Annotated in this window: 20 protein-coding genes and 1 tRNA gene; 6 read left to right on the top strand and 15 right to left on the bottom strand. The window is 56.7% G+C overall.

What is annotated here, in order from left to right; all coding sequences use genetic code 11:
* The first annotated feature begins 69 nt into the window (after positions 1-69).
* On the top strand, positions 70-1272 hold the full coding sequence (locus AC4FIA_RS16955; protein ID WP_490366816.1) for a pyridoxal phosphate-dependent aminotransferase: 1203 nt from the start codon (positions 70-72) through the stop codon (positions 1270-1272).
* A gap of 8 nt (positions 1273-1280) precedes the next feature.
* Complete coding sequence (locus AC4FIA_RS16950) at positions 1281-1676, top strand: hypothetical protein (protein WP_490366815.1); 396 nt, start codon at positions 1281-1283, stop codon at positions 1674-1676.
* Between the two features lie 230 nt (positions 1677-1906).
* Here AC4FIA_RS16950 and rpoC read toward each other — a convergent pair whose 3' ends face one another.
* The 9 genes from rpoC to secE form a co-directional block, all read right to left on the bottom strand.
* A complete protein-coding gene (rpoC, locus tag AC4FIA_RS16945) occupies positions 1907-6163 on the bottom strand; it encodes a DNA-directed RNA polymerase subunit beta' (protein WP_490366814.1) in 4257 nt (1418 codons plus the stop codon).
* A 98-nt stretch (positions 6164-6261) separates the two neighbouring features.
* Positions 6262-10401 (bottom strand): DNA-directed RNA polymerase subunit beta, encoded by a 4140-nt coding sequence (gene rpoB / locus AC4FIA_RS16940; RefSeq protein WP_490366813.1) that lies wholly within the window; start codon positions 10399-10401, stop codon positions 6262-6264.
* Between the two features lie 494 nt (positions 10402-10895).
* The gene (rplL, locus tag AC4FIA_RS16935) at positions 10896-11276 is read right to left on the bottom strand and encodes a 50S ribosomal protein L7/L12 (protein WP_103911469.1); all 381 of its coding nucleotides are present in this window, start codon (positions 11274-11276) and stop codon (positions 10896-10898) included.
* Between the two features lie 71 nt (positions 11277-11347).
* On the bottom strand, positions 11348-11866 hold the full coding sequence (rplJ, locus tag AC4FIA_RS16930; RefSeq protein ID WP_103911470.1) for a 50S ribosomal protein L10: 519 nt from the start codon (positions 11864-11866) through the stop codon (positions 11348-11350).
* Between the two features lie 415 nt (positions 11867-12281).
* On the bottom strand, positions 12282-13184 hold the full coding sequence (locus AC4FIA_RS16925; RefSeq protein WP_490366812.1) for a glycosyltransferase family protein: 903 nt from the start codon (positions 13182-13184) through the stop codon (positions 12282-12284).
* A gap of 123 nt (positions 13185-13307) precedes the next feature.
* On the bottom strand, positions 13308-14006 hold the full coding sequence (gene rplA, locus AC4FIA_RS16920; protein ID WP_490366811.1) for a 50S ribosomal protein L1: 699 nt from the start codon (positions 14004-14006) through the stop codon (positions 13308-13310).
* 1 nt (position 14007) lies between these two features.
* The gene (gene rplK, locus AC4FIA_RS16915) at positions 14008-14457 is read right to left on the bottom strand and encodes a 50S ribosomal protein L11 (protein WP_103911473.1); all 450 of its coding nucleotides are present in this window, start codon (positions 14455-14457) and stop codon (positions 14008-14010) included.
* A gap of 248 nt (positions 14458-14705) precedes the next feature.
* Entirely contained in the window at positions 14706-15239 is a 534-nt protein-coding gene (gene nusG / locus AC4FIA_RS16910) for a transcription termination/antitermination protein NusG (protein WP_103911474.1), read from the bottom strand.
* Positions 15240-15429: 190 nt separating this feature from the next.
* On the bottom strand, positions 15430-15627 hold the full coding sequence (gene secE, locus AC4FIA_RS16905; protein WP_103911475.1) for a preprotein translocase subunit SecE: 198 nt from the start codon (positions 15625-15627) through the stop codon (positions 15430-15432).
* 319 nt (positions 15628-15946) lie between these two features.
* Here secE and AC4FIA_RS16900 point away from each other — a divergent pair, with 319 nt between their 5' ends.
* Both AC4FIA_RS16900 and AC4FIA_RS16895 read left to right on the top strand, forming a co-directional pair.
* Positions 15947-16537, top strand: a complete 591-nt coding sequence (locus tag AC4FIA_RS16900) for a hypothetical protein (RefSeq protein ID WP_103911476.1) — start codon at positions 15947-15949, stop codon at positions 16535-16537.
* A 113-nt stretch (positions 16538-16650) separates the two neighbouring features.
* Positions 16651-17259, top strand: a complete 609-nt coding sequence (locus AC4FIA_RS16895) for a LysE family translocator (RefSeq protein ID WP_490366810.1) — start codon at positions 16651-16653, stop codon at positions 17257-17259.
* A gap of 37 nt (positions 17260-17296) precedes the next feature.
* On the opposite strand, the gene AC4FIA_RS16890 is transcribed toward AC4FIA_RS16895, so the two are convergent.
* Positions 17297-17372, bottom strand: a tRNA-Trp gene (locus AC4FIA_RS16890).
* 479 nt (positions 17373-17851) lie between these two features.
* Between AC4FIA_RS16890 and AC4FIA_RS16885 the strand changes: the two genes are divergently transcribed.
* Positions 17852-18079 carry a hypothetical protein gene (locus tag AC4FIA_RS16885; protein WP_287475302.1) on the top strand — a complete coding sequence of 76 codons (228 nt, stop codon included), beginning with the start codon at positions 17852-17854 and terminating at the stop codon, positions 18077-18079.
* 63 nt (positions 18080-18142) lie between these two features.
* A complete protein-coding gene (locus AC4FIA_RS16880) occupies positions 18143-18370 on the top strand; it encodes a hypothetical protein (RefSeq protein WP_490366809.1) in 228 nt (75 codons plus the stop codon).
* A gap of 109 nt (positions 18371-18479) precedes the next feature.
* On the opposite strand, the gene AC4FIA_RS16875 is transcribed toward AC4FIA_RS16880, so the two are convergent.
* From AC4FIA_RS16875 to AC4FIA_RS16855, 5 genes are all read right to left on the bottom strand, one after another.
* Positions 18480-19715: a CoA transferase gene (locus tag AC4FIA_RS16875; RefSeq protein ID WP_488050060.1), complete on the bottom strand. Its 1236-nt coding sequence runs from the start codon at positions 19713-19715 to the stop codon at positions 18480-18482.
* The gene (locus AC4FIA_RS16870) at positions 19712-20560 is read right to left on the bottom strand and encodes an HTD2 family dehydratase (protein ID WP_490366808.1); all 849 of its coding nucleotides are present in this window, start codon (positions 20558-20560) and stop codon (positions 19712-19714) included. The genes AC4FIA_RS16875 and AC4FIA_RS16870 overlap by 4 nt, the downstream gene beginning before the upstream one ends.
* A gap of 334 nt (positions 20561-20894) precedes the next feature.
* Positions 20895-21644, bottom strand: coding sequence for an outer membrane protein (locus AC4FIA_RS16865; protein ID WP_490366807.1), 750 nt, complete (start codon positions 21642-21644; stop codon positions 20895-20897).
* A 74-nt stretch (positions 21645-21718) separates the two neighbouring features.
* On the bottom strand, positions 21719-22540 hold the full coding sequence (locus tag AC4FIA_RS16860; protein ID WP_490366806.1) for a hypothetical protein: 822 nt from the start codon (positions 22538-22540) through the stop codon (positions 21719-21721).
* 83 nt (positions 22541-22623) lie between these two features.
* Positions 22624-22811 (bottom strand): hypothetical protein (locus AC4FIA_RS16855; protein WP_490366805.1); only part of this gene is annotated, 188 nt, incomplete at its 5' end.

Here is a 22811-nt window from a genome sequence, read left to right as displayed (position 1 = left end):
CATACAGCATTGCATGCCCGTCGATGCCGACTTAAGACATGGGTAACAGCCATATCGGGAACGGTTTCCATGCCCTTTTTGTCCGAGACCCTCGCGAGGGTCAAACCATCTCCCACCGTTGCAGTTTCGCAATTGGCCCGTGAATTGGCCGATGCGGGCAAGGATATTATCTCGCTCGGAGCCGGTGAGCCCGACTTCGACACGCCGGATAACATCAAAGAAGCAGCTATTGCGGCAATCCACGCAGGCAAGACAAAATACACCGCGCCCGACGGTATTCCCGAACTGAAACAGGCGATCTGTGACAAGTTCCAGCGCGAAAACGGCCTGAGCTACCAACCGTCGCAGGTGTCTGTATCTACCGGCGGCAAACAGGTTCTGTACAACGCCCTGATGGCCAGCCTGAACCCCGGCGACGAGGTGATCATCCCTGCTCCTTACTGGGTCAGCTACCCCGACATCGTCCGTCTGGGCGGGGGGACACCCGTGATTGTCGACTGCCCCATGGACACCGGCTTCAAGCTGACGCCCGACGCCCTTGAGGCAGCGATCACGCCGAACACAAAGTGGTTCCTGTTCAACTCGCCCTCCAACCCGACCGGTGCGGGGTCCAGCTGGGACGAATTGAAGGCCCTGACAGATGTTCTGCTGCGGCATGAACATGTCTGGGTGCTGACCGATGACATGTATGAACATCTGGCCTTTGATGACTTCAAGTTCTGCACGCCAGCACAGGTCGAGCCCAAGCTTTATGACCGGACGCTGACCGTGAACGGTGTGTCCAAGGCTTATGCCATGACAGGCTGGCGCATCGGCTATGCCGCAGGCCCCGAGGTCATCATCAACGCCATGCGCAAGATCCAGTCGCAATCCACAACGAACCCCTGTTCGATCAGCCAATGGGCCGCTGTGGAGGCGCTGAACGGCCCTCAGGACTTCCTCGCAACCCGCTGTGATGCGTTCCTGCGCCGTCGCGATCTGGTTGTCGCGGGTCTGAACGATTGCGCAGGCATCACCTGCCCCACCCCCGAAGGCGCGTTCTACGTGTATCCGTCTGTCGCAGGCTGCATCGGCAAGACCAGCGAAGGCGGGCGCAAGATCGAGAATGATGAGGATTTCGCAACCGCGCTTCTGGAAGAAAAGGGCGTGGCCGTCGTCTTTGGCGCGGCTTTCGGACTAAGCCCGCATTTCCGCATCAGCTATGCCACCTCGGATGAGGCCCTGACCGAGGCCTGCGACCGTATCAAATCCTTCTGCGCCGGACTGACCTGAGGTTTCCCATGACTTTGCCCGAGCTTTACTTCCGTGTGCGTGAAAATGGCGCTGTCGTCTTCCGCGTCGACACAGAAAACCGGCAACGCCGGATCGATATGGAACAGATCGCCATCGCCAACGTTCGCAATGGCGACATCAAACCCCATGGCGACCGCGCCCTGACCGAGGGCGAAAAACTTGCCATCCAAGACTGGATTTCCGACCGTCAGGCGCTTCTGGCGCAACGCGATGTGGACGATATCCACCGCGCCGTGGACCATCTCAACCTGACCACCCAATGGGCCCAATCCAAAGCCACAGATGACCAACTGGAAAGCGTCACAGACGCGCTTCTGCTTGCCATGCACGACCTGCGGAACGTCCTGGTCCGCAAAAAGGCCGACCGGCTCGCTTCCAAATAAACAGCCCGCCCTTTTTACGGGACGGGCCTGAAATGCGCTGCATTTCCTTTCACGGTCAACGGCGCCTCCGCCTGTACCGCACACGAACGTTCGCTCAAAAAGCTTAACAACCTGCTATTTTCTTTCCCCAAATACCTTGGGGGAATTGGCCGCAGGCCAAGGGGGCAAAGCCCCCAAAGAAAAAAGGCCCCGCAATCGCAGGGCCTTTTCCAATTTCTATAAAAGCGATCTTACTCGCGGCTTTCCGGCGTATCGACGACCAGTGTGTCGAACGCGTCGCCACCGATTACGTCGTCTTCGCCAGACGATGCTTCCGGAGCGGCCAGAGCAGCTGCAGCTTGCGCTTCGTCGCGGCGTGCTTCGATAACGACGTTGTCGCGCTCGGTTGCGATACGACGCACTTTCTGCATCGCGCCACCTGTACCGGCAGGGATCAGACGACCCACGATGACGTTCTCTTTCAGGCCAACCAGCTTGTCTTTCTTGCCCTGAACCGATGCCTCGGTCAGAACGCGGGTTGTTTCCTGGAAGGACGCAGCCGAGATGAACGAACGGGTCTGCAAGGACGCCTTCGTGATACCAAGCAGGATCGGTTCGCCCTGTGCCGGACGGCCGCCCTTCTTGATGGTCTTCTCGTTCATCGCGTCGAACTCTGCCTTATCGACATGTTCGCCCTTCAGAAGCGTTGTGTCACCGCTGTCCAGAATCTCCCACTTCTGCAGCATCTGGCGAACGATCACTTCGACGTGCTTGTCGTTGATCTTAACGCCCTGCAGACGATAGACGTCCTGAACTTCGTCGATCATGTAGTTCGCCAGCGCTTCGACACCCATGATGGACAGGATGTCATGCGGCGCGGGGTTGCCGTCCATGATGTAATCGCCCTTCTGGACAAAGTCGCCTTCGCCAACCGGAATATGCTTGCCCTTCGGGATCATATATTCCTTCGGCTCGAGGCTGTCGTCCGCCGGCTCGATCGAGATGCGACGCTTGTTCTTGTAGTCCTTGCCAAAGCGCACGTAGCCGTCGATTTCCGCGATGATCGCGTGATCTTTCGGACGACGTGCTTCGAAGAGTTCGGCCACACGCGGCAGACCACCGGTAATGTCCTTCGTCTTCGCACCTTCGCGCGGGATACGGGCCACAACGTCACCAGCCTGAACCTTCTGACCGTCTTCGGACGACAGGATCGCGTCCACGGACATCGGGTAGGTGATCGGGTTGCCAACTGCGTTGCGTACGGGCTCGCCATCTTCACCCATCAGGATGATTTCCGGCTTCAGCTCGTTGCCTTTCGGCGCCGCACGCCAGTCGATCACGATCTTCTGGGTCATGCCTGTCGCATCGTCGGTCTCTTCGCGGACGGCCAGACCGTTCACAAGGTCGACGTGACGGACGATACCGTCTTTCTCGGCGATGATCGGCAGTGTGTACGGGTCCCATTCGAACAGTTTGTCACCGCGGGACACGTCCTGACCTTCTTTCAGGAACAGCTTGGTACCATAGCCCAGCTTGTGGCTGGCGCGTTCGGCACCGTGCTCGTCCATGATCCGCAGCTTCATGTTGCGGCCGACAACCAGTGTTTCGCCGTTGGCGTTTTCAATGGTCTGGTCGTTTTCGTAGGCGATCTTACCTTCCTGCGATGCCTCGAGGAAGGACTGCTGACCACCCTGAGCAACACCACCGATGTGGAACGTACGCATTGTCAGCTGTGTACCCGGTTCACCGATGGACTGAGCGGCGATAATACCGACAGCTTCACCTGTGTTCACCATTGTACCGCGTGCAAGGTCACGACCGTAGCACATTGCGCAGACGCCTTCTTCGGCCTCACAGGTCAGCGGCGAGCGGATGCGCGCTGTCTGAACTGCTGCCTCTTCGACGGCATCGGACATACGTTCGTCGATCAGCTGGCCTTCACGAATGATGACCTCGTCTGTACCCGGACGCAGGATGTCTTCTGCAGCCACGCGGCCCAGAATACGTTCGCCCAGGGATGCAACAACTTCACCGTCGTTGATGGCGGCTTCTGCTGTGATCGACTTGTCAGTGCCACAGTCATTCATGCGAATGATGCAGTCCTGCGCAACGTCAACCAGACGACGTGTCAGATAACCCGAGTTCGCAGTCTTCAAAGCGGTATCCGACAGACCCTTACGGGCACCGTGTGTCGAGTTGAAGTACTCGAGAACGGTCAGACCTTCTTTAAAGTTCGAGATGATCGGCGTTTCGATGATGTCGCCGTTCGGCTTCGCCATCAGGCCACGCATACCACCCAGCTGCTTCATCTGAGTAACCGAGCCACGAGCACCGGAGTGGGCCATCATGTAAACCGAGTTCGGTTCCATTTCTGCGCCATTCTCGTCGTGCTGAGCAGCCGAAATGGTGCTCATCATCGCTTCGGTGACTTTGTCGTTACACTTCGACCACGCATCGACAACTTTGTTGTACTTTTCGCCCTGAGTGATCAGGCCGTCCATGTACTGCTGTTCAAAGTCTTTAACCTGATCACGTGTCTCTTCGACGATCGGCCATTTGCTGTCAGGGATAACCATGTCGTCCTTACCGAACGAGATGCCTGCCTTGAAAGCTTCTTTAAAGCCGGTGGACATGATCTGGTCACAGAAGATGACAGACTCTTTCTGACCGCAGTAACGGTAGACGGTGTCGATAACTTTCTGCACGTCTTTCTTACGCAGCAGCGTGTTGACCAGGTCAAACGGAGCTTTTGCGTTCATCGGCAGCAGAGCGCCCAGACGGACACGGCCCGGCGTTGTTTCGAAACGCTTCCAGACTTCGTTGCCTTCTTCGTCGATCTGCTTGACGCGGCAGGTGATTTTGGCGTGCAGGTGCACTTCGCCAGCGTTCAGGGCGTGTTCCACCTCTTCCAGCGACGAGAAGGACATGCCTTCGCCCTTCATGCCTTCACGCATGATGGAAACGTAGTACAGACCCAAAATCATATCCTGCGACGGAACAATGATCGGTGCGCCGTTTGCGGGCGACAGAACGTTGTTCGTCGACATCATCAGAACGCGGGCTTCAAGCTGGGCTTCCAGCGACAGCGGTACGTGAACCGCCATCTGGTCACCGTCGAAGTCGGCGTTAAAGGCCGAACAAACAAGCGGGTGCAGCTGGATCGCTTTACCTTCGATCAGAACCGGTTCGAACGCCTGAATGCCAAGACGGTGCAGCGTAGGCGCACGGTTCAGCATGACGGGGTGTTCGCGGATAACCTCATCAAGGATATCCCACACCTCGGGACGTTCTTTTTCGACCAGTTTCTTCGCCTGCTTAACAGTCGAAGACAGACCTTTGGCCTCAAGGCGCGAATAGATGAACGGCTTGAACAGTTCGAGCGCCATCTTCTTCGGCAGACCACACTGGTGCAGCTTCAGTTCCGGACCGGTCACGATAACCGAACGACCCGAGAAGTCGACGCGCTTACCCAAAAGGTTCTGACGGAAACGACCCTGCTTACCTTTCAGCATGTCGGACAGCGACTTCAGCGGGCGCTTGTTGGCACCTGTGATGACGCGGCCACGGCGACCGTTGTCGAACAAGGCGTCAACGGATTCCTGCAGCATCCGCTTTTCGTTGCGGACGATGATGTCAGGCGCACGCAGTTCGATCAAACGCTTCAGACGGTTGTTCCGGTTGATAACACGACGGTACAGATCGTTCAGGTCCGATGTCGCGAAACGGCCGCCATCCAGCGGAACCAGCGGACGCAGTTCCGGCGGGATCACGGGGATCACGGTCATGATCATCCATTCCGGACGGTTGCCGGATTCCAGGAAGCTTTCGACAACCTTCAGACGCTTGATGATCTTCTTGGGCTTCAGTTCGCCTGTCGCCTCTTTCAGATCAGCGCGCAGCTGCTCTGCTTCGGCTTCCAGATCGATCTGGGCCAGCATTTCGCGGATCGCTTCGGCACCGATGTTCGCGGTAAACGCGTCCATGCCGTACTGGTCCTGCGCGTCCATATACTCTTCTTCATTGAGCATCTGGCCGTAGGTCAGGTCGGTCAGACCCGGTTCGATCACGACGTAGTTTTCGAAATACAGAACGCGTTCCAGATCACGCAGCGTCATGTCCAGCATCAGACCGATACGGGACGGCAGCGATTTCAGGAACCAGATGTGCGCGCAGGGTGCTGCCAGTTCGATGTGGCCCATGCGTTCGCGACGCACTTTCTGAAGGGTAACTTCAACACCACATTTTTCGCAGACAACGCCGCGATACTTCATGCGCTTATATTTCCCGCAGAGACATTCGTAGTCTTTGATCGGGCCAAAGATACGCGCACAGAACAGGCCGTCACGCTCGGGCTTGAACGTCCGGTAGTTGATGGTTTCGGGTTTCTTGATCTCACCAAAGGACCAAGACAGGATCCGCTCGGGCGATGCCAGCGAAACCTTGATCTCGTCGAACACCTTGGGTGCCGCGAGAGGGTTGAACGGGTTGTTGGTCAGTTCCTGGTTCATATTGTGTCCTCACAAATTAGAGGGTGCGGGGGAAAAAGAGTGGAACCGTCAGGTGCGCCTGTTGGCGCACCGCCGGTCTGGATCGGGCTAGGCCCTGATCACTCTTCGTCTTCCTCCGCATCCAGGAGTTCCATATTCAGGCCAAGGCCGCGAACCTCTTTGACGAGAACGTTGAAGGATTCCGGAACACCGGCTTCAAAGTTGTCTTCGCCTTTGACGATCGATTCATAGACCTTCGTCCGGCCAGCCACGTCATCCGACTTGACCGTCAGCATTTCCTGCAGGGTGTATGCAGCGCCATAAGCTTCCAGAGCCCAGACCTCCATCTCACCGAAGCGCTGACCACCGAACTGTGCCTTACCACCCAGCGGCTGCTGCGTAACGAGGCTGTACGGGCCAGTGGAACGTGCGTGGATCTTGTCATCGACCAGGTGGTGCAGTTTCAGCAGGTATTTCACACCAACGGTGACCTTACGGCTGAACTGTTCACCTGTACGACCGTCGAACAGTGTCGACTGACCCGAAGTATCGAAACCGGCACGCGCCAGAGCGTCGTTCACGTCTGCTTCTTTCGCACCGTCGAAGACCGGCGTTGCGATCGGAACACCGCTTGTGACGTTGCCCGCGATTTCCAGCAGTTCGTTTTCGTCGAGGCCTTGGATGCCTTCTGCGTAAACGTCTTCGCCGTAAACCAGCTTCATCGCTTCGCGAACAGGTGTCAGGTCGCCGGAACGACGGTATTCCTGCAGCGCATCATCGACTTTCAGACCAAGGGCACGAGCGGCCCAACCCATGTGGGTTTCAAGGATCTGACCGACGTTCATACGCGACGGAACGCCCAGCGGGTTCAGACAGAGGTCAACAGGCGTACCATCTTCGAGGAACGGCATGTCTTCCATCGGGACCACGCGGGAAACAACACCTTTGTTCCCGTGACGACCCGCCATCTTATCGCCCGGCTGAAGCTTGCGCTTCACGGCGATGAAGACTTTGACCATCTTCATAACGCCCGGGGGCAGATCGTCGCCGCGGCGGACCTTTTCGACCTTGTCTTCGAAACGGGCATCCAGAGTACGCTTCTGCGCCTCGTACTGCTCGTGCAGGGCTTCGACGATTTTCGCATCGTCTTCGTCCTCAAGAGCAAGCTGCCACCACTGACCACGTGTCAGGCTATCCAGCAGTTCATCATCGATGACCGAGTTCGCTTTGACGCCTTTCGGGCCTTTCACAGCGACTTTGCCAAAGATCATGTCCTTCAGACGCGCGTAGATGTTGCGGTCCAGGATCGCGAGTTCGTCGTCACGGTCACGTGCCAGACGTTCGATTTCTTCGCGTTCGATCTGCAGGGCACGTTCGTCTTTTTCAACACCATGGCGGTTGAAGACACGGACTTCTACGACTGTGCCGTAGTCACCGGGCTTCACGCGCAGGGATGTGTCACGAACGTCGGATGCCTTTTCACCGAAGATAGCGCGCAGAAGCTTTTCTTCCGGCGTCATCGGGCTTTCGCCCTTCGGTGTGATCTTACCGACAAGGATATCGCCCGGCTCTACGTCCGCACCGATGTAAACGATGCCAGCCTCGTCGAGGTTGCGCAGCGCTTCTTCACCGACGTTCGGAATGTCGCGAGTGATTTCTTCCGGCCCAAGCTTGGTGTCACGTGCGGCGACTTCGAATTCTTCGATGTGAACCGAAGTAAAGACGTCATCGCGCGAGATACGCTCGGAGATCAGGATCGAGTCTTCGTAGTTGTAACCGTTCCAAGGCATGAACGCGACGACCACGTTCTTACCAAGCGCCAGTTCACCCATATCTGTGGACGGACCGTCAGCGATAACCTCGCCTTTCTGGACCGTGTCACCCACCTTCACCAGCGGACGCTGGTTGATACATGTGTTCTGGTTGGAACGCTGGAACTTGCGCATACGGTAGATATCAACGCCCGGATCGCCGGGTTCGAGATCTTCTGTCGCGCGGATAACGATACGCATCGCGTCTACCTGGTCGATGACACCAGCACGCTTGGCCATGATGGCCGCACCCGAGTCACGTGCCACGACTTCCTCGATACCGGTACCAACCAGCGGCGCTTCAGAGCGCAGGGTCGGAACGGCCTGACGTTGCATGTTCGAACCCATCAGGGCGCGGTTAGCGTCGTCGTTTTCAAGGAACGGGATCAGAGATGCCGCAACCGAGACCAACTGCTTCGGCGAAACGTCGATCAGGTCAACGCTTTCGTTCGGAGCAAGTGTGTAGTCGCCGGACTGACGGGTCGAGACCAGATCGTTGACGAAACGGCCCTCTTCATCGAGGTTGGCGTTCGCCTGAGCCACGGTGTGGCGCATTTCTTCTGTCGCGGACATGTAGTGAACTTCATCCGTCACCTTACCGTCTTTGACGACGCGGTAGGGTGTTTCGATGAAGCCGTACTTGTTCACACGTGCGAAGGTCGCCAGCGAGTTGATCAGACCAATGTTCGGACCTTCCGGCGTTTCAATCGGACACATACGACCGTAGTGGGTCGGGTGAACGTCGCGAACCTCAAAGCCCGCACGTTCGCGTGTCAGACCGCCCGGCCCAAGCGCGGAGAGACGACGCTTGTGCGTGACTTCCGACAGCGGGTTGGTTTGGTCCATGAACTGCGACAGCTGGGACGAACCAAAGAATTCGCGCACAGCGGCAGCGGCCGGTTTCGCGTTGATCAGATCCTGCGGCATAACCGTGTCGATCTCGACCGAGGACATACGTTCCTTGATCGCGCGCTCCATACGAAGCAGGCCAACGCGGTACTGGTTTTCCATCAGTTCGCCAACGGAACGGACACGACGGTTACCAAGGTGGTCGATATCGTCGATGTCGCCACGGCCGTCACGCAGATCAACCAGTGCTTTGATACACTGGACAATGTCTTCACGATCCAGCGTACGCTGCGTATCCGGCTTATCCAGCGCCAGACGCATGTTCATTTTCACGCGGCCAACGGCGGACAGGTCATAACGCTCGCTGTCGAAGAACAGCGTGTCGAACAGCGCAGAGGCTGCTTCAACGGTCGGCGGCTCACCCGGACGCATAACGCGGTAGATGTCCATCAGCGCGGTTTCGCGGGTCGCGTTCTTGTCCTGCGCCATTGTATTGCGCATGTACGGACCGACGTTGATGTTATCGATGTCCAGAACCGGAATCTCGGTCACGCCAGCGTCGATCAGCTCTTTGAGCGTGCCGCCTGTGACTTCACCGTCCTTGTCGACAGTCCATGTCAGTTCGTCACCGGCTTCGACGTAGATCGCGCCAGTTTCTTCGTTGATAATGTCGCGAGCTGCAAACTTACCAAGGATGTTTTCGAACGGAACAAGCAGGTTCTGAACCTTGCCTTCGTCGATCAGTTTCTTAACCGCGCGCGGAGTGACCTTCTTGCCAGCTTCGGCAATCACTTCACCTGTGTCGGCGTCGATCAGATCGAACATCGGGCGGGTGCCGCGAACACGCTCGGGGAAGAACTTGGTCTCCCAGCCTTCGCCCTTACGCAGGTTGAAGGTGACCGTGTTGTAGTACGCGTCCATGATCGCTTCCTGGTCCAGACCCAGCGCATACAGCAGGGTAGTCACAGGCAGCTTACGGCGACGGTCGATACGGGCGAAGACGATGTCTTTCGCGTCGAATTCGAAGTCCAGCCAGGAACCGCGGTACGGGATGATACGGCAAGCGAACAGCAATTTACCCGAGCTGTGCGTTTTACCTTTGTCGTGATCAAAGAACACGCCCGGCGAACGGTGCATCTGGGACACGATCACACGCTCGGTACCGTTCACAACAAACGTACCGTTCGGTGTCATCAAAGGCATATCGCCCATGAACACGTCTTGTTCTTTGATATCCTTAACGGACTTGGCGCCGGTGTCTTCGTCGACATCAAATACGATCAGGCGCAGCGTCACCTTCAGGGGTGCGCTGTAGGTCATGTCACGCTGCTGACATTCCTCAACATCGTATTTGGGCTTTTCAAGCTCGTAGCTGACGAACTCGAGAACCGAGGTTTCATTAAAGTCCTTGATCGGGAAAACCGACTGGAAAACGCCCTTGATCCCTTCGCCGTCAAGCGGCTCTGGCTGGTCGCCAGATTTCAGGAACAGGTCGTAAGACGATTTTTGAACCTCGATCAGGTTCGGCATGTCCAGAACTTCGCGGATCTTACCGTAGTATCTCCGAAGACGTTTTTGGCCAAGGAAGGATTGTGCCATGGTCTATGTCACCTTTGCGATAAACTCGTTCAAGCGCATACCGTCGGGCTCCGGCATGTCTTGTCAGTGACGGCATTGAAATCAGATCCATTCTCGGCCTTCGTCCCACCGAAGACCACTCGATCCTGAAAGCCCTGCCTTGGAAAAATCCTGAACTGTCAGGATCTTACCAAGTCAGCGTTTTTCATCGTTAAAACACACAATTGCGACGGAGTTTTCAGCGCCCTTCTTGGGCCTTTGTCCGTGTGCGAATTGTGTTGATCAGCTGTTGCGCGCCACCCTCTGCATCGGACAAGTAAAAGCGGGCTTCGAATCACTCGAACCCGCAGGAGACTTCCGAATATTCTGTAAAGATAGGAAACGCAACCACAATTCCCACGTAACTATAGTTAACCCGTTTTGCAGCATTTCGCAAGCAAACCGAAAGCACTGACACAAAAACAAAAAAGAAAGGGCGCCCCGAAGGACGCCCCAAACATCCGAAGATCGAACTATTACTTGAGTTCGATTTCCGCGCCAGCTGCTTCCAGCTTGGCTTTGATGTCTTCAGCTTCCTCTTTGGAAACCTGTTCTTTAACGGCTTTGCCGCCTGCTTCAACCAGCTCTTTGGCTTCTTTCAGGCCCAGACCGGTGATGCCGCGAACTTCCTTGATCACGTTGATCTTGGATGCGCCTGCCGACTTCAGGATGACGTCGAATTCAGTCTGCTCTTCGCCTGCGCCTGCTGCGCCTGCGTCGCCAGCTGCTGCTACCATTACGGCGCCGCCAGCTGCGGGCTCGATGCCGTACTCATCCTTCAGGATGGTTTTCAGTTCTTGTGCTTCGAGAAGCGTCAGGTTGACGATTTCTTCTGCGAGTTTCTTCAGATCAGCCATTGTGACTACTTTCCATTACTAGATGTGTTCTAACGTCGAGGAATAAACCCCACGAAAATCCACTGGATGCCTTATGCTGCTTCCGCTTTCTCTTCGATGGTCGAGAGAATGGAAGCAATGTTCGACGCAGGCGCACCGATCGCACCGGCAATGTTCGAAGCGGGTGCACCGATGCAGCCAACGATGGAGGCAATAAGCTCCTCGCGGGACGGCATTTTCGACACAGCTTCTACACCAGCTCGGTCCAGAGCGTTCTCACCCATTGCACCGCCAAGGATCTCAAATTTCTTGTTATCTTTGGCGAAGTCCTCAACCACTTTCGCCGCAGCGACAGGGTCTTCGGAATAAGTCAGAACGGTCATACCCTCGAGGTAGGATGCCACGCTTGCGCAGGGCTTACCCTCAAGAGCGATCTTAGCGAGCCTGTTCTTGGCGACGCGTACGGATGCGCCAGCGTCGCGTGCGCGACCCCGCAGATCCTGCATCTCGGCAACCGTGAGACCTTCGTAGTGGGCAACCACAACGACGCCAGAGCTTTCAAAGATCTGGCCGAGTTCCTCGACCACTTTCTCTTTCTGGGCTCTATCCACAGTTTCACTCCAATTGTTGGAGGGGGCGACCCCTCCGGCTCACGTCAGCCAGACAGATGTCTGGCCAGAAAGGTCCGATCGGGTCGTCACAATCGCGTCTCCGGTCTTTCAGAAGAAAGCACGGAACGATATGTCTCTTCCCGTCTCGGGCAGGATTTAACGGCCTTGCGACCAACCCACCGTCTCGGACGAAATAAGGGCGCTACGAATCGCGATGCGCCCTTGGGTGCTGGCAATAGTCGGATCAGTCCTAAATGCCAAGGGTAAACTGATCCCAAGGCCCGATGCGCTATCGCGCACGGACATTTTTGCCTCGTCCTCCGCCTGGGGCGTCGTCCTCAGGTTGGCGCCTATTCTTATTTTCTTTCCCAAAATACTTTGGGGGAATTGGCCGAAGGCCAAGGGGGCAAAGCCCCTAATGCGACGGCGGCCAGTCAGGATCCATCAGCCCCAGTTCCGCGCGTGTCCAGGATCGCAACGCGCCACCACGCTCCATCTGCGCCAAACGTTCCTCATTGAAGACATGCAGGCAGTCATACAGGTCCCTCAGCGCGGCTTCAGGCTCTGGCCCCTCCATCCGCTTTTCGATCTCAAGTCGCATGGGCAGTCGGAACCCACGCGATGACAGTCGCCAGCGGATTTTATTGCGCCAAACCTCGTAACCCTGATCCACAAAGTGGAACAAATAGGTCCCTTCGTCCGCCGACAAAGTCGCCCCTTCAATCGGCCCGTCCTGATCTTCAATCCAATGCTGGCGCACTTTGACAGGCGACATCCCTGTGCGGGTCACCGATTTACCCACTGTGTGCCCCATCAAACCATTACGCGGCTTCACCGCCGGGGCCAAATCGCCATAGATACTGCGCTGGACCCAGCCCTTTTGCGGCAGGCGGAAATACAGACGGTCGGGATCGTCGGGGCTTTGGATATGCTCGGCAGGCAGAAAGCGCAGGGCGCGGCAGGAAGCGGGCTGTTTGACCACCTCTTCGGCAATCGTACGGCCTTCCAAAAACAGCAGTTCGTCACTGTCAACGTTCAGGAACCAGCCGCCCTCGGGGATATTGCGATAGACGTGACCCATCGCCAGATTCTGGCGTTTGGTGAACCGCTCGTCTGCCGTTGTGCCCAGCCCCTCCCAGAACTCGGGCGTCGCGCGAATAGCGATGACATCCTCACGCCCGCTGACCACGTCGATTGCGGGGTCTTCGGGATCATCAAAGCACAGGACGATGCACCCTGCCCCTTGAGCGGCGTACCATTCGACAAAGCGCACAACCGTGGACACCGGTTCTTTCAAAATTGCGCCAACTGTCAGCATAAATCGTCCTTCTTTCCCGATTGGCTCGCATCATGCGCGACAACACCGGAAACGTAAAAAAGGCGGATGTTGCCACCCGCCTTTTTCAAAACTCTGTGCCTACTCCGCAACGGAGTAGAAGGCTTAGTTGCCTGTCGCGTTTTCGACGTCGACCGATACGCCCGGGCCCATGGAGGAAGATACAGAGACCTTCTTCATGTATGTGCCTTTCGCGCCTGTCGGCTTGGCTTTGGCAACGGCGTCAACGAAGGCGCGGATGTTTTCAACCAGCTTCGCTTCGTCGAAGGACACTTTGCCAACGCCTGCGTGTACAACACCGGCTTTTTCAGCTTTGAACTGAACCTGACCGCCTTTAGCGTCAGCAACAGCCTGAGCAACGTCCATTGTAACTGTGCCAACTTTGGGGTTCGGCATCAGGTTACGCGGGCCCAGAACTTTACCCAGACGACCAACGATCGGCATCATGTCAGGTGTCGCGATGCAGCGATCGAATTCGATGGTGCCGCCCTGAACGGTTTCCATCAGATCTTCTGCGCCAACGATATCTGCGCCAGCTTCTTTGGCTTCGTCTGCTTTTGCGCCACGAGCGAAAACAGCAACACGTACTGTTTTACCTGTGCCGTTCGGCAGGCTTACAACGCCACGAACCATCTGGTCAGCGTGACGGGGGTCAACACCGAGGTTCATCGCGATTTCAACTGTTTCGTCGAACTTCGTCTTGGAGTTGCCTTTGATCAGTGCAACGGCGTCTTCGACGGTGACGTTTTCTTTGCCAGCGAAAGCTTCGCGTGCGGCGCGGGTGCGTTTACCAAGTTTCGCCATCTTACTTCACCTCGATGCCCATGGACTTGGCCGAGCCAAGGATGATCTGCATGGCTGCTTCTACGTCGTTCGCCGACAGGTCCTTCATTTTCGCTTCTGCGATTTCACGGACTTGGGCAACGGTCACAGTTGCAACAGTTTCACGGCCGGGGTTTTCAGCACCACGGGGGCGGTTACGCTTGCCCACGTTTTTCAGACCAGCAGCTTTTTTCAGGTAGTAAGACGCAGGCGGCGTCTTGATGTCCATGGTGAAGGACTTGTCCTGATAATAGGTGATCTCGGTCGGGCAAGGTGCGCCCTGTTCCATGTCCTGTGTCTTGGCATTGAACGCCTTACAGAATTCCATGATGTTGATACCGCGCTGACCCAGCGCAGGGCCGACGGGCGGCGACGGGTTGGCAGCACCTGCAGGGATCTGCAGTTTCATCTTGCCAGCAAGCTTCTTGGCCATGAGGCCTCTCCTTTTTCCAACAGCCGCAGGACGCGTTCCTTTGGCTTTTTTGTCGTGTGGTCAGGTCCGGACAACGCGTTGCCCTCGCCTCCCACAATGATTCCCGCAATATGGGGAATAGGCGGTGCGGTTACAGTGATTTGCACCGCAGATCAACCGGCAACAGGGAAATCCCCGATAAACTGCCGGAAAATGAAAGCCCCCGATCTTCTGGATCGAGGGCTAGAATGCTTTTCAGGCGCGGGCGATCAGCCCTGCTTGGTGACCTGGGTAAAGTCCAGTTCGACAGGTGTTTCGCGGCCAAAGATGGACACGGTAACCTTGAGCTTCTGGTTTTCGTCGTCGACGCCTTCGACCATACCGTCGAAATCTTCGAACGGGCCGTCGTTGACTTTGACCTTCTCGCCGACCTCGAAGTGGATAAGCGTACGAGGTGCTTCTTCGCCCTCCTGAACACGGCCCAGGATCGCGGTCACTTCGCTGTCACGCATCGGCATCGGGCGGCCTTGCGGGCCAAGGAAACCTGTGACGCGGTTGATTGAGTTGATCAGGTGGTAACCCGCATCGGACATTTCCATGCGCACCAGAACGTAACCCGGCATAAAGCGGCGTTCGGATGTTACCTTTTTACCGCGACGTACCTCGATCACCTCTTCGGTCGGAACGAGCACTTCTTCAATCTGATCCTCAAGCCCTTGCTCGGTTACAGATGTCCGGATTTGTTCGGCGACCTTCTTTTCGAAGTTCGAGAGCACGCTCACCGAATACCACCGTTTTGCCATTGGGCCGTCCCCTATTGTCCTTCCGCTGCCTTGTCTTAAAGCGCAATCCGCGCGACCTGCAACGTGGTCCCTACAAAGAAATGCGGCGTGCAACTCGAATCATTGCACGCCAGCCTAAACAGTTTCGTGTGCCTACCGAATGATCCACACGAATTCAAGTACCTGACGGCTGTGCCGTTTCAGCGGGCGATTAGCCGAACATCCCCAGCAGCGCCTGAAGGCCGCCGCGGATCAACAGATCAACCAACGCAAAGAAGACTGCGGTAAGAGCCGCCATGATGAAGACCATGACAGTCGTCAGCAGAACTTCGCGGCGCGTCGGCCAAACGATTTTGCCCACTTCCGAGCGGACCTGCTGAATAAACTGGAGCGGATTGGTTTTTGCCATCACACGTATCTCTTTTTGCTGTCCGTCGGCACATACGGTGAAGCGCGCCGTCTTTCAAGCCAATCTGTACCGACACCCCGCCACAGGGGCGTGATCCGTGGAACTAACATGAACGCGCGTATTGCCCGAAACGGCAAAAAGTTCCCTGAGTTCGCGGGGATATGAGCAACCCTCACATACGAGTGAAGTGCTGAAATTTCGCGGAACGACTGCGGCGCTGGCCCGTTTATTCCACGAACCGGGTGACAAACCCTAACGCAAACAACAAGCCGCACTTCACCAGCTACTGGTTCGACGGTGCGCACATAAGGAGAAAGATATGAAACGCTTCATGATCACAACCGCACTGACACTGACAACCGCTGGCGCTGCTATGGCCGCGACCGAAGGCCAGATTAACACCATTGAAAACTACCTGCCGGAAGCGAACGTCGCAGCGTGGTCTGACACTCAGGTGATTTCTGCCCTGAACGTCATTAAATCGGGTGACAAATCCCGCGGCGAAATCGAAGCCCAGCTGAAGGCCATGTATGTTGTCGACGGTGAAAACTTTACACCGGCCATGATCACTGAAGGCGAACAAGCAATGCTGGACATGTATGTTGACGGTGTTGACTACTCCATGCTGCCGCAGCCGGTCGTGGACCAAGCGATTAGCGTCGCATATTCGGACCTGAACAACGACCAGAAGGCCGAACAGATCGAAACGCTGCTGACAGTGGTGTCGCCGACCGAAACGCTGAACCGCGCGACAGAAGGTGAGATCGCCCTGATCGAAAGCTATGTGCCCGAACTGGACGCAAGCCTGCTGAGCGAGGAACAAGTTGTGGTGGCCTTGGACATCATTAACTCGACAGACAACGAAGCCGAAATCGAACCGCGCCTGAAAGCGTACCTGAACATTTCGTAATCGCTTCTGAACACAAAAATAAGGGTCGCTCCGGCGGCCCTTATTTTTTGGCGCATTCAAAGATTGACGGGTAAAGCACGCGCCGACACAGTGACGGCAATTGGAGCACCGTCATGTCATTTGAATTTCTGTTTACATCCTTGATCGTCGTTCTGCTGCCTGGCACGGGCGTGATCTACACCTTGGCCATCGGGCTGGGCCGTGGTTTCCGCGCCAGCATCGCCGCCGCAGTGGGCTGCACTGTGGGCATCGTGCCCGCCGCCTTTGCCAGCATCGTGGGGTTGTCGGCGCTGTTGCACACCAGCGCGCTGGCCTTTCAGGTTCTCAAATATCTGGGCGTCGCCTACCTGTTCTATATGGCGTGGAAAACGCTGAAGGACGACAGCACTTTGGAAGTGCGCGAAAACGACAGGCCGACGCACTACACCGGTATCGCGGTCAACGGCGCGCTTCTGAACGTGCTGAACCCGAAACTGTCGCTGTTCTTTCTGGCCTTCTTGCCGCAGTTCATATCTGCGCACGCCGCACAGCCTGCAATGCAACTGACGGGCCTGGCGCTGGTCTTTATGGCGATGACCTTTGTGATTTTTGTGGGCTACGGCGCATTTGCGGCCATGGCGCGCGATTATGTGATCCAACGCCCCAAAGTCACCGCATGGATCAGGCGCGCCTTTGCCGGAACATTCGGCGCATTGGGCGCAAAGCTGGCGTTGACAGACTGACACTGTCTGACACTACGCTGATTTTTGTGATTTGGCTTGGCAGGGGCAGCAGGGTTCGAACCCGCGACCTACGGTTTTGGAGACCGTCGCTCTACCAGCTGAGCTATACCCCTAAGCCGAGGGACGGGATACAGCGGCCCCAAACCGAATTCAAGCGGGAAAGTTGGGAATCGCGCGAAGGTTTTTCAAGAAACCTGCCGACCCCACAGTGACATAACCCTCACATTCTGCGGAATACCGCTCACCGCACCGTTAGCAGCAAGAAACATTACATCTGCGCACAAATGCACACTTAGATGTGCAAGCGTCGTGTCGGGTATCCTAACACCCCTGACACCCCGAATTGCGACAGCGTTTGTGAAAAATGGCCTATTCTTGAGGGCCTTATTTTGTTGGGCTTCCGGAAAATCCCGGTCGCACTGGGCACTGAATTTCCTTTTTCAATAGCACAGTTACGTGAGAATTCGCGATCAATTCTGTGAGTTGCGAACCTGCGGAAAGTCCCCAATTTGACTGTTGTCGAACGCAACAACGCGTTCCCCAAAACAAACCGCCGCACAGGCAAAAACACAGATCAAATGGAGAATGACCCATGAAAAACCTTATTGCACTGACCGCCGTTTCTTTCGCTGCTCTGACAGGCGTTGCATCCGCTGATGTTGCTCCGGCCACAATCGCATCGGTCGAACGCTATACCAACGAAGACATCTCTGGCCTGACAGATACACAGATCCTGTCGCTGGCGCAGGTCGTCACATCCGAAGACAGCCGCTCTGAAATCGAGAGCCGCATCGACTCGCTGATCCGTCAGTACCAGTAATCCCAATCCCTTCTTTCTCCCCCTCCCCAAAGGCGCAGAGCGCCACATCAAAGGACTGAAACCATGAAAAATCTTATCGCACTTACCGCTGTATCCTTCGCTGCCCTGACAGGCGTTGCTTCTGCTGACGTTGCTCCGGCCACAATCGCGTCGGTCGAACGTTACACAAACGAAGACGTATCGGCCCTGACAGACACACAGATCCTGTCGCTGGCGCAGATCGTTACATCCGAAGATCACCGCAGCGATATCGAATCGAAAATCGACTCCCTGATCCGTCAGTACCAGTAAGCCCGAGTTTAGCGGCTCCCAACTCACTCCCCCCGATGCTGGGGATCGCTGAACAGAAAAGGCCCGCCATAAAGGCGGGCCTTTTTGTGCAGATGCAGGTGACCACGTATCAGGCAGCCGTCTTGCGACGCCCGATATCCTGCACAACACCCCGATCGAACAACTGCTGGATTTCCGTATCTGTTAAGCCTGCGACTTCGGACAAGACCTCTTCCGTTTGCGCCCCCAGATGCGCGGCAGGTGCAGGTTCCTGACGGGCAAAGCCGGTGTAGTTGACCGGCGAACCGGGGACAGGGAAGCGGCCCAGACCGGGCTGATCCATCAGTTTGAACATCGGGTTATCTTCGGACAGGTCCGGATCTTCGGCCAAGGCCTCGGGGACCGTACGGAAAGGTGCCCAAGTGACACCCGCCGCGTCCAGTTCGCGCGCCACGACAACGCGCGGGCGGTAGGCGAACCAAGGTTTCAAAATCTCGGTGATGTCGTGACGCAGGGCGAAACGTACACCTTCGTCTGCAAGGTTCTTACCGGTCGCGGACGCAAGGCGCTGCATTGCGGCCTCGGTTCCGGTGACCTTGACCAGACCTTTCCACTGACGTTCGGTCAGACCGATAACCATGACCCGTTTGCCGTCGGCGCAAAGGAAATCGTGCCCATAAGCACCGTAAAGCGCATTGCCCGCCTTGGGGCGTGCACGGCCCGTCATCGTTGCCTCGCCCAGCAGACCCAAATGACCCAAAGTCGCTGCGGCGACATCCTTCAGCGACAGATCAACGCCCTGCCCCGCACCTGTGCGCAAACGGTGACGTTCTGCGGCCAACAGCGCCTGAACAACGACGTGACCGGCGGCAATGTCCCACGCAGGCAGCGCATGTGCGACCGGCGCGTCGTGGCCTTCGGGGCCGGTCATTTCCGGAATGCCCAGCATCGGGTTCACGGTGTAATCGACCTGCGGATTGCCGTGGCGATCGCCTTTCAGAGTGACCGTGATCATGTCTTCGCGCTGCGACGACAGCGTTTCATGATCCAGCCAGCCCTTGACCGCCAGATTGGTGATGAACAGACCCGCATCCTGACCGGGCGCGGTGATGATCCGGCTGATCAACTCGCGTCCTTCGCGGGATTTCATATCAACCGCGACAGATTTCTTGCCCTTGTTCATGCCCGCCCAGAAATAGCTTTCGCCACTGGGTGCGACCGGCCAGCGACCGGCGTCCAGACCGCCACCGATGCGATCGAACCGGATCACCTCGGCGCCCATCTGGGCCAGCGTCATGCCCGCAAGCGGGACCGCAACAAAGGCCGAGCCTTCAACAACACGCATTCCATTCAGAATTCCAGTCATGCCGTCTCCTCCCATTCGGCGGTGGCCTGAAGGCCTTGGTTTTCATCGCCCCGCGCTGTGCAAAGCCGCAGCTTGCCCTGACCGTCCTCCTCGGCCAGCAGACGCATGTCGCGATCGTGAAACATCGGGTGCACGCCACGGAACTTGAAGCGATCCGGCGCGCGGCCCATGTGCTGGGTTCCCACCTGACACAGCATCATCGCCTGAAGCGGGCCGTGAACGATCAGGTTGGGGTATTTTTCAACGTCGCGGGCGTAATCCAGATCGATGTGAATGCGGTGCGCGTTGAATGTGCAGGCGGAAAAGCGGAACAACAGCGCTTCGTTCACCGGCACGGTTTTGTCGATAACCGTCGCTGTCGGCGGAATGATCGCTTTGGGCGCGCGGAATTTCTCGGGCATCTCAAGATAGACGATGTCCTGCACTTCGCGGATCGCCAGACCGTTTTCGCCCGCGATTTCGTGGGCCACGGTGACGAACACCATCTTACCGGTCGAGCCTTCTTTCTCGGCCACGTTCTTGATGATCGAATGGCGGGTCAAACGTTCACCAACGCGCAGCGGTTTGACGAATTCCAACTGACCAGCGGCCCACATACGGCGAGGCAAAGCCACCGGCGGAAGGAAACCGCCCAGCTTGGGGTGACCGTCTTCGGCCAGTTCGCGCATCGACACGGTCGGCAGGAACGCAACCCAGTGCCATAGGGCGGGCAGTTCATCACCATGGCGCGGAGCGGTGGCACCGGCATCGGACAGTGTCGCGGCCAGCATCGCAGCCTGAATTTCTTCGACACGACCTTGGGCAGTTTCTTCGCGCCCAATCCAATCGGTGACTTGCAGTGCCATGGTTTTCCCTTCTCCCGTGATAGAAGAAGAAACTGCCGAAATGACCTAAAAAAATCAAATGTTTTTAATGACTTAGCGGGATACCACGGCATACCAAATCCGTATGCACGGGAATACAATTCGCGCAGTTCTTTGAAAGATTGAACAGATTTGCCTTTCTGCAAATGCAGCATGAGCCGCACAAAAAGCGGCGGCCAGATTGTCGCATGCCCCCTGAAACAGGGATATTTCGGCCCGGCCGCCCTTCGACCTCGCGCAAAACCGCGGATCTGCAATGGAAAAGGCCGCCCGAAGGCGGCCCATTCATCAGCCAAATTCGTGTAGCAGACGCGCCTTAGAACGGGATGCGGACACCCACGGCGACGACGTGACCAGTCACATCAAAGTTCAGCGCTTTGACAGGAATTTCGCCCGGATCGTCCGGCATTGTTCCGCCCTCGACCTCGCCCAGATTGAAGTAGCGATAGGACACATCAAGAAGCATCGGACGCTTCACTTGCCCAAGATCGTAGGTCATGCCTGCGCCCACAGACCACGCCAGATTGACGTTCGTGTCACCCGAAAAGGTCCGCACGGGGCGTTCCGTGTCATTGCCTTCGTTGGCTGTGCGTGTCCACGACGTCAGCTTGTTCCGCGCGACACCGACGCCGGCTGTGACATAGGGCTGGAATTTGCCCGACGTGGCAAAGTCATAGCTGACGTTTGCCATCAAAGCCGAGGTTTTGAACTTGGCGTCCGTGATGTCAGAATGTTCGATGCATGCCGATCCATCCGAAGCCGAGTCACAGGCCCCTGTGGCATCCGTCGCGCCAGTCACCAAAAGTTCGACATCACCACGGATGTTGTTCCCAAAGGATTTCCCGATGGCCACGCTGGCAAAACCGGTGTTGTCCATCCCGCCAATGTCAAAGTTGACCTGCGGATCCTCGGGGTAGCCATGCGGCTGCCAGTTTTCATCGGTCGCAGTGGGCGCGAACGTGCCCAGTTGAAGCTTGATGTATTCGCCTTCAGCAAAGGCGGCGATGGGTTGCGCTGCGATCAATGCGGCCAGCAAACCTGCGGAAAGTTTTGTCGTTTTAGTCATGTGTCCCAAACCCCTCAAAACATTTGTTATTGGATTCCGCCCCACAGCAGCGGGGCGGAAAAGTTCGACCGGAATTAACCGTGACCTTCCAAGACAGCCTCGCGGATTTCTTCGGCGTGATACGCCAAGGTCGCGACGTAGGCGTCAGATACCGGAATGTCGTAGATGACAGCCAAGGCGATGACGGTCTCTTCTGTGATCGGCACGGTTTTGTCCGAAGCGATGCCAAGGAACACAGCCGCCAGAGTGAAGGCGTCGTTGGTGATCCCCACCGACGTCAGGTCGATCTCGCCGTCCATCGCATCTTTCAGCAAGGCCAGATTGGACAGCGGGCTGTCGACCAGCGTCAGGTTATCCCAATCGTTGGCCAGTGCATCTTTGATGTCTTCAAGCGGCAGGTTGTAGAAGTCTGCCGATGCAGGCAGGGCCAGAAGCGCCTCGTCATAGGCCTGATCCAGAACTTTTTCAGGGCTCCGCGCAACATTCAGGCGCCCCAGTTCGATTTCCGGAATACCTTCTTGTGCCCACGAAGGCGCGCCGCCGTTATCGTCGTCATGGGACGGGCTGCCAGCCTGCGGGCCTACGCCATCCGATGTTTCATCCGGTCCGGTCTGGCCATCGCCGCCGCCCTGATTGTCCTGACCATGCTGGCCATCAGAGTTTCCTCCACCGCTTTCGTGATCCGAATCTTCATGGGATTCGCCATCTTCATGCGATTCAGAGCCACCCTGGCCGTTTTGGCCGTTTCCTTCGGAATTGCCACTGCCAGAACCCTCACCAGAGCCTTCGGCAGCCACCGCAACAGTTGCAAATCCAACAACAAGAGGTGCGGCCACACCAGTGATCAGAAGACCGGTCGCCAGTGCGGTAGTGATCAGAAGTTTCGATTTAAACATGTCGTCCCCTTCCCAGGTCATCGGGCGAGATTCGCCCCTAAGATGTAGAAAGGATATCGCCGCCCAAACCGGGCTACTTTATTCTAAATCAAATAAGCGAATGTTTTGATTTCAGTGCGCCAACCCCCGGCAAAACGAAAAAGAGCCCCGCAAAGCAGGGCTCTTTTCAATCTGTTCAACGCGTCATCAGCGTTGCGTCGTTCCGTTTGGAACCAACGCTTATGCGATGATTTTGGAGACGACGCCGGAGCCGACGGTGCGGCCGCCTTCG

Source organism: Thalassococcus sp., assembly GCF_982780845.1.
This window is presented reverse-complemented; position numbering and strand designations above follow the sequence as displayed.

Coding starts and splice junctions, on each gene's coding strand:
- AC4FIA_RS16955 (WP_490366816.1), top strand. CDS start 70: ATGCCCTTTTTGTCCGAGACCCTCGCGAGGGTCAAACCATCTCCCACC.
- AC4FIA_RS16860 (WP_490366806.1), bottom strand. CDS start 22,540: ATGTTTAAATCGAAACTTCTGATCACTACCGCACTGGCGACCGGTCTT.
- AC4FIA_RS16950 (WP_490366815.1), top strand. CDS start 1,281: ATGACTTTGCCCGAGCTTTACTTCCGTGTGCGTGAAAATGGCGCTGTC.
- AC4FIA_RS16880 (WP_490366809.1), top strand. CDS start 18,143: ATGAAAAATCTTATCGCACTTACCGCTGTATCCTTCGCTGCCCTGACA.
- AC4FIA_RS16865 (WP_490366807.1), bottom strand. CDS start 21,644: ATGACTAAAACGACAAAACTTTCCGCAGGTTTGCTGGCCGCATTGATC.
- rplK (WP_103911473.1), bottom strand. CDS start 14,457: ATGGCCAAGAAGCTTGCTGGCAAGATGAAACTGCAGATCCCTGCAGGT.
- nusG (WP_103911474.1), bottom strand. CDS start 15,239: ATGGCAAAACGGTGGTATTCGGTGAGCGTGCTCTCGAACTTCGAAAAG.
- AC4FIA_RS16925 (WP_490366812.1), bottom strand. CDS start 13,184: ATGCTGACAGTTGGCGCAATTTTGAAAGAACCGGTGTCCACGGTTGTG.
- AC4FIA_RS16875 (WP_488050060.1), bottom strand. CDS start 19,715: ATGACTGGAATTCTGAATGGAATGCGTGTTGTTGAAGGCTCGGCCTTT.
- rpoB (WP_490366813.1), bottom strand. CDS start 10,401: ATGGCACAATCCTTCCTTGGCCAAAAACGTCTTCGGAGATACTACGGT.
- rpoC (WP_490366814.1), bottom strand. CDS start 6,163: ATGAACCAGGAACTGACCAACAACCCGTTCAACCCTCTCGCGGCACCC.
- secE (WP_103911475.1), bottom strand. CDS start 15,627: ATGGCAAAAACCAATCCGCTCCAGTTTATTCAGCAGGTCCGCTCGGAA.
- rplA (WP_490366811.1), bottom strand. CDS start 14,006: ATGGCGAAACTTGGTAAACGCACCCGCGCCGCACGCGAAGCTTTCGCT.
- AC4FIA_RS16900 (WP_103911476.1), top strand. CDS start 15,947: ATGAAACGCTTCATGATCACAACCGCACTGACACTGACAACCGCTGGC.
- AC4FIA_RS16870 (WP_490366808.1), bottom strand. CDS start 20,560: ATGGCACTGCAAGTCACCGATTGGATTGGGCGCGAAGAAACTGCCCAA.
- rplL (WP_103911469.1), bottom strand. CDS start 11,276: ATGGCTGATCTGAAGAAACTCGCAGAAGAAATCGTCAACCTGACGCTT.
- AC4FIA_RS16895 (WP_490366810.1), top strand. CDS start 16,651: ATGTCATTTGAATTTCTGTTTACATCCTTGATCGTCGTTCTGCTGCCT.
- AC4FIA_RS16885 (WP_287475302.1), top strand. CDS start 17,852: ATGAAAAACCTTATTGCACTGACCGCCGTTTCTTTCGCTGCTCTGACA.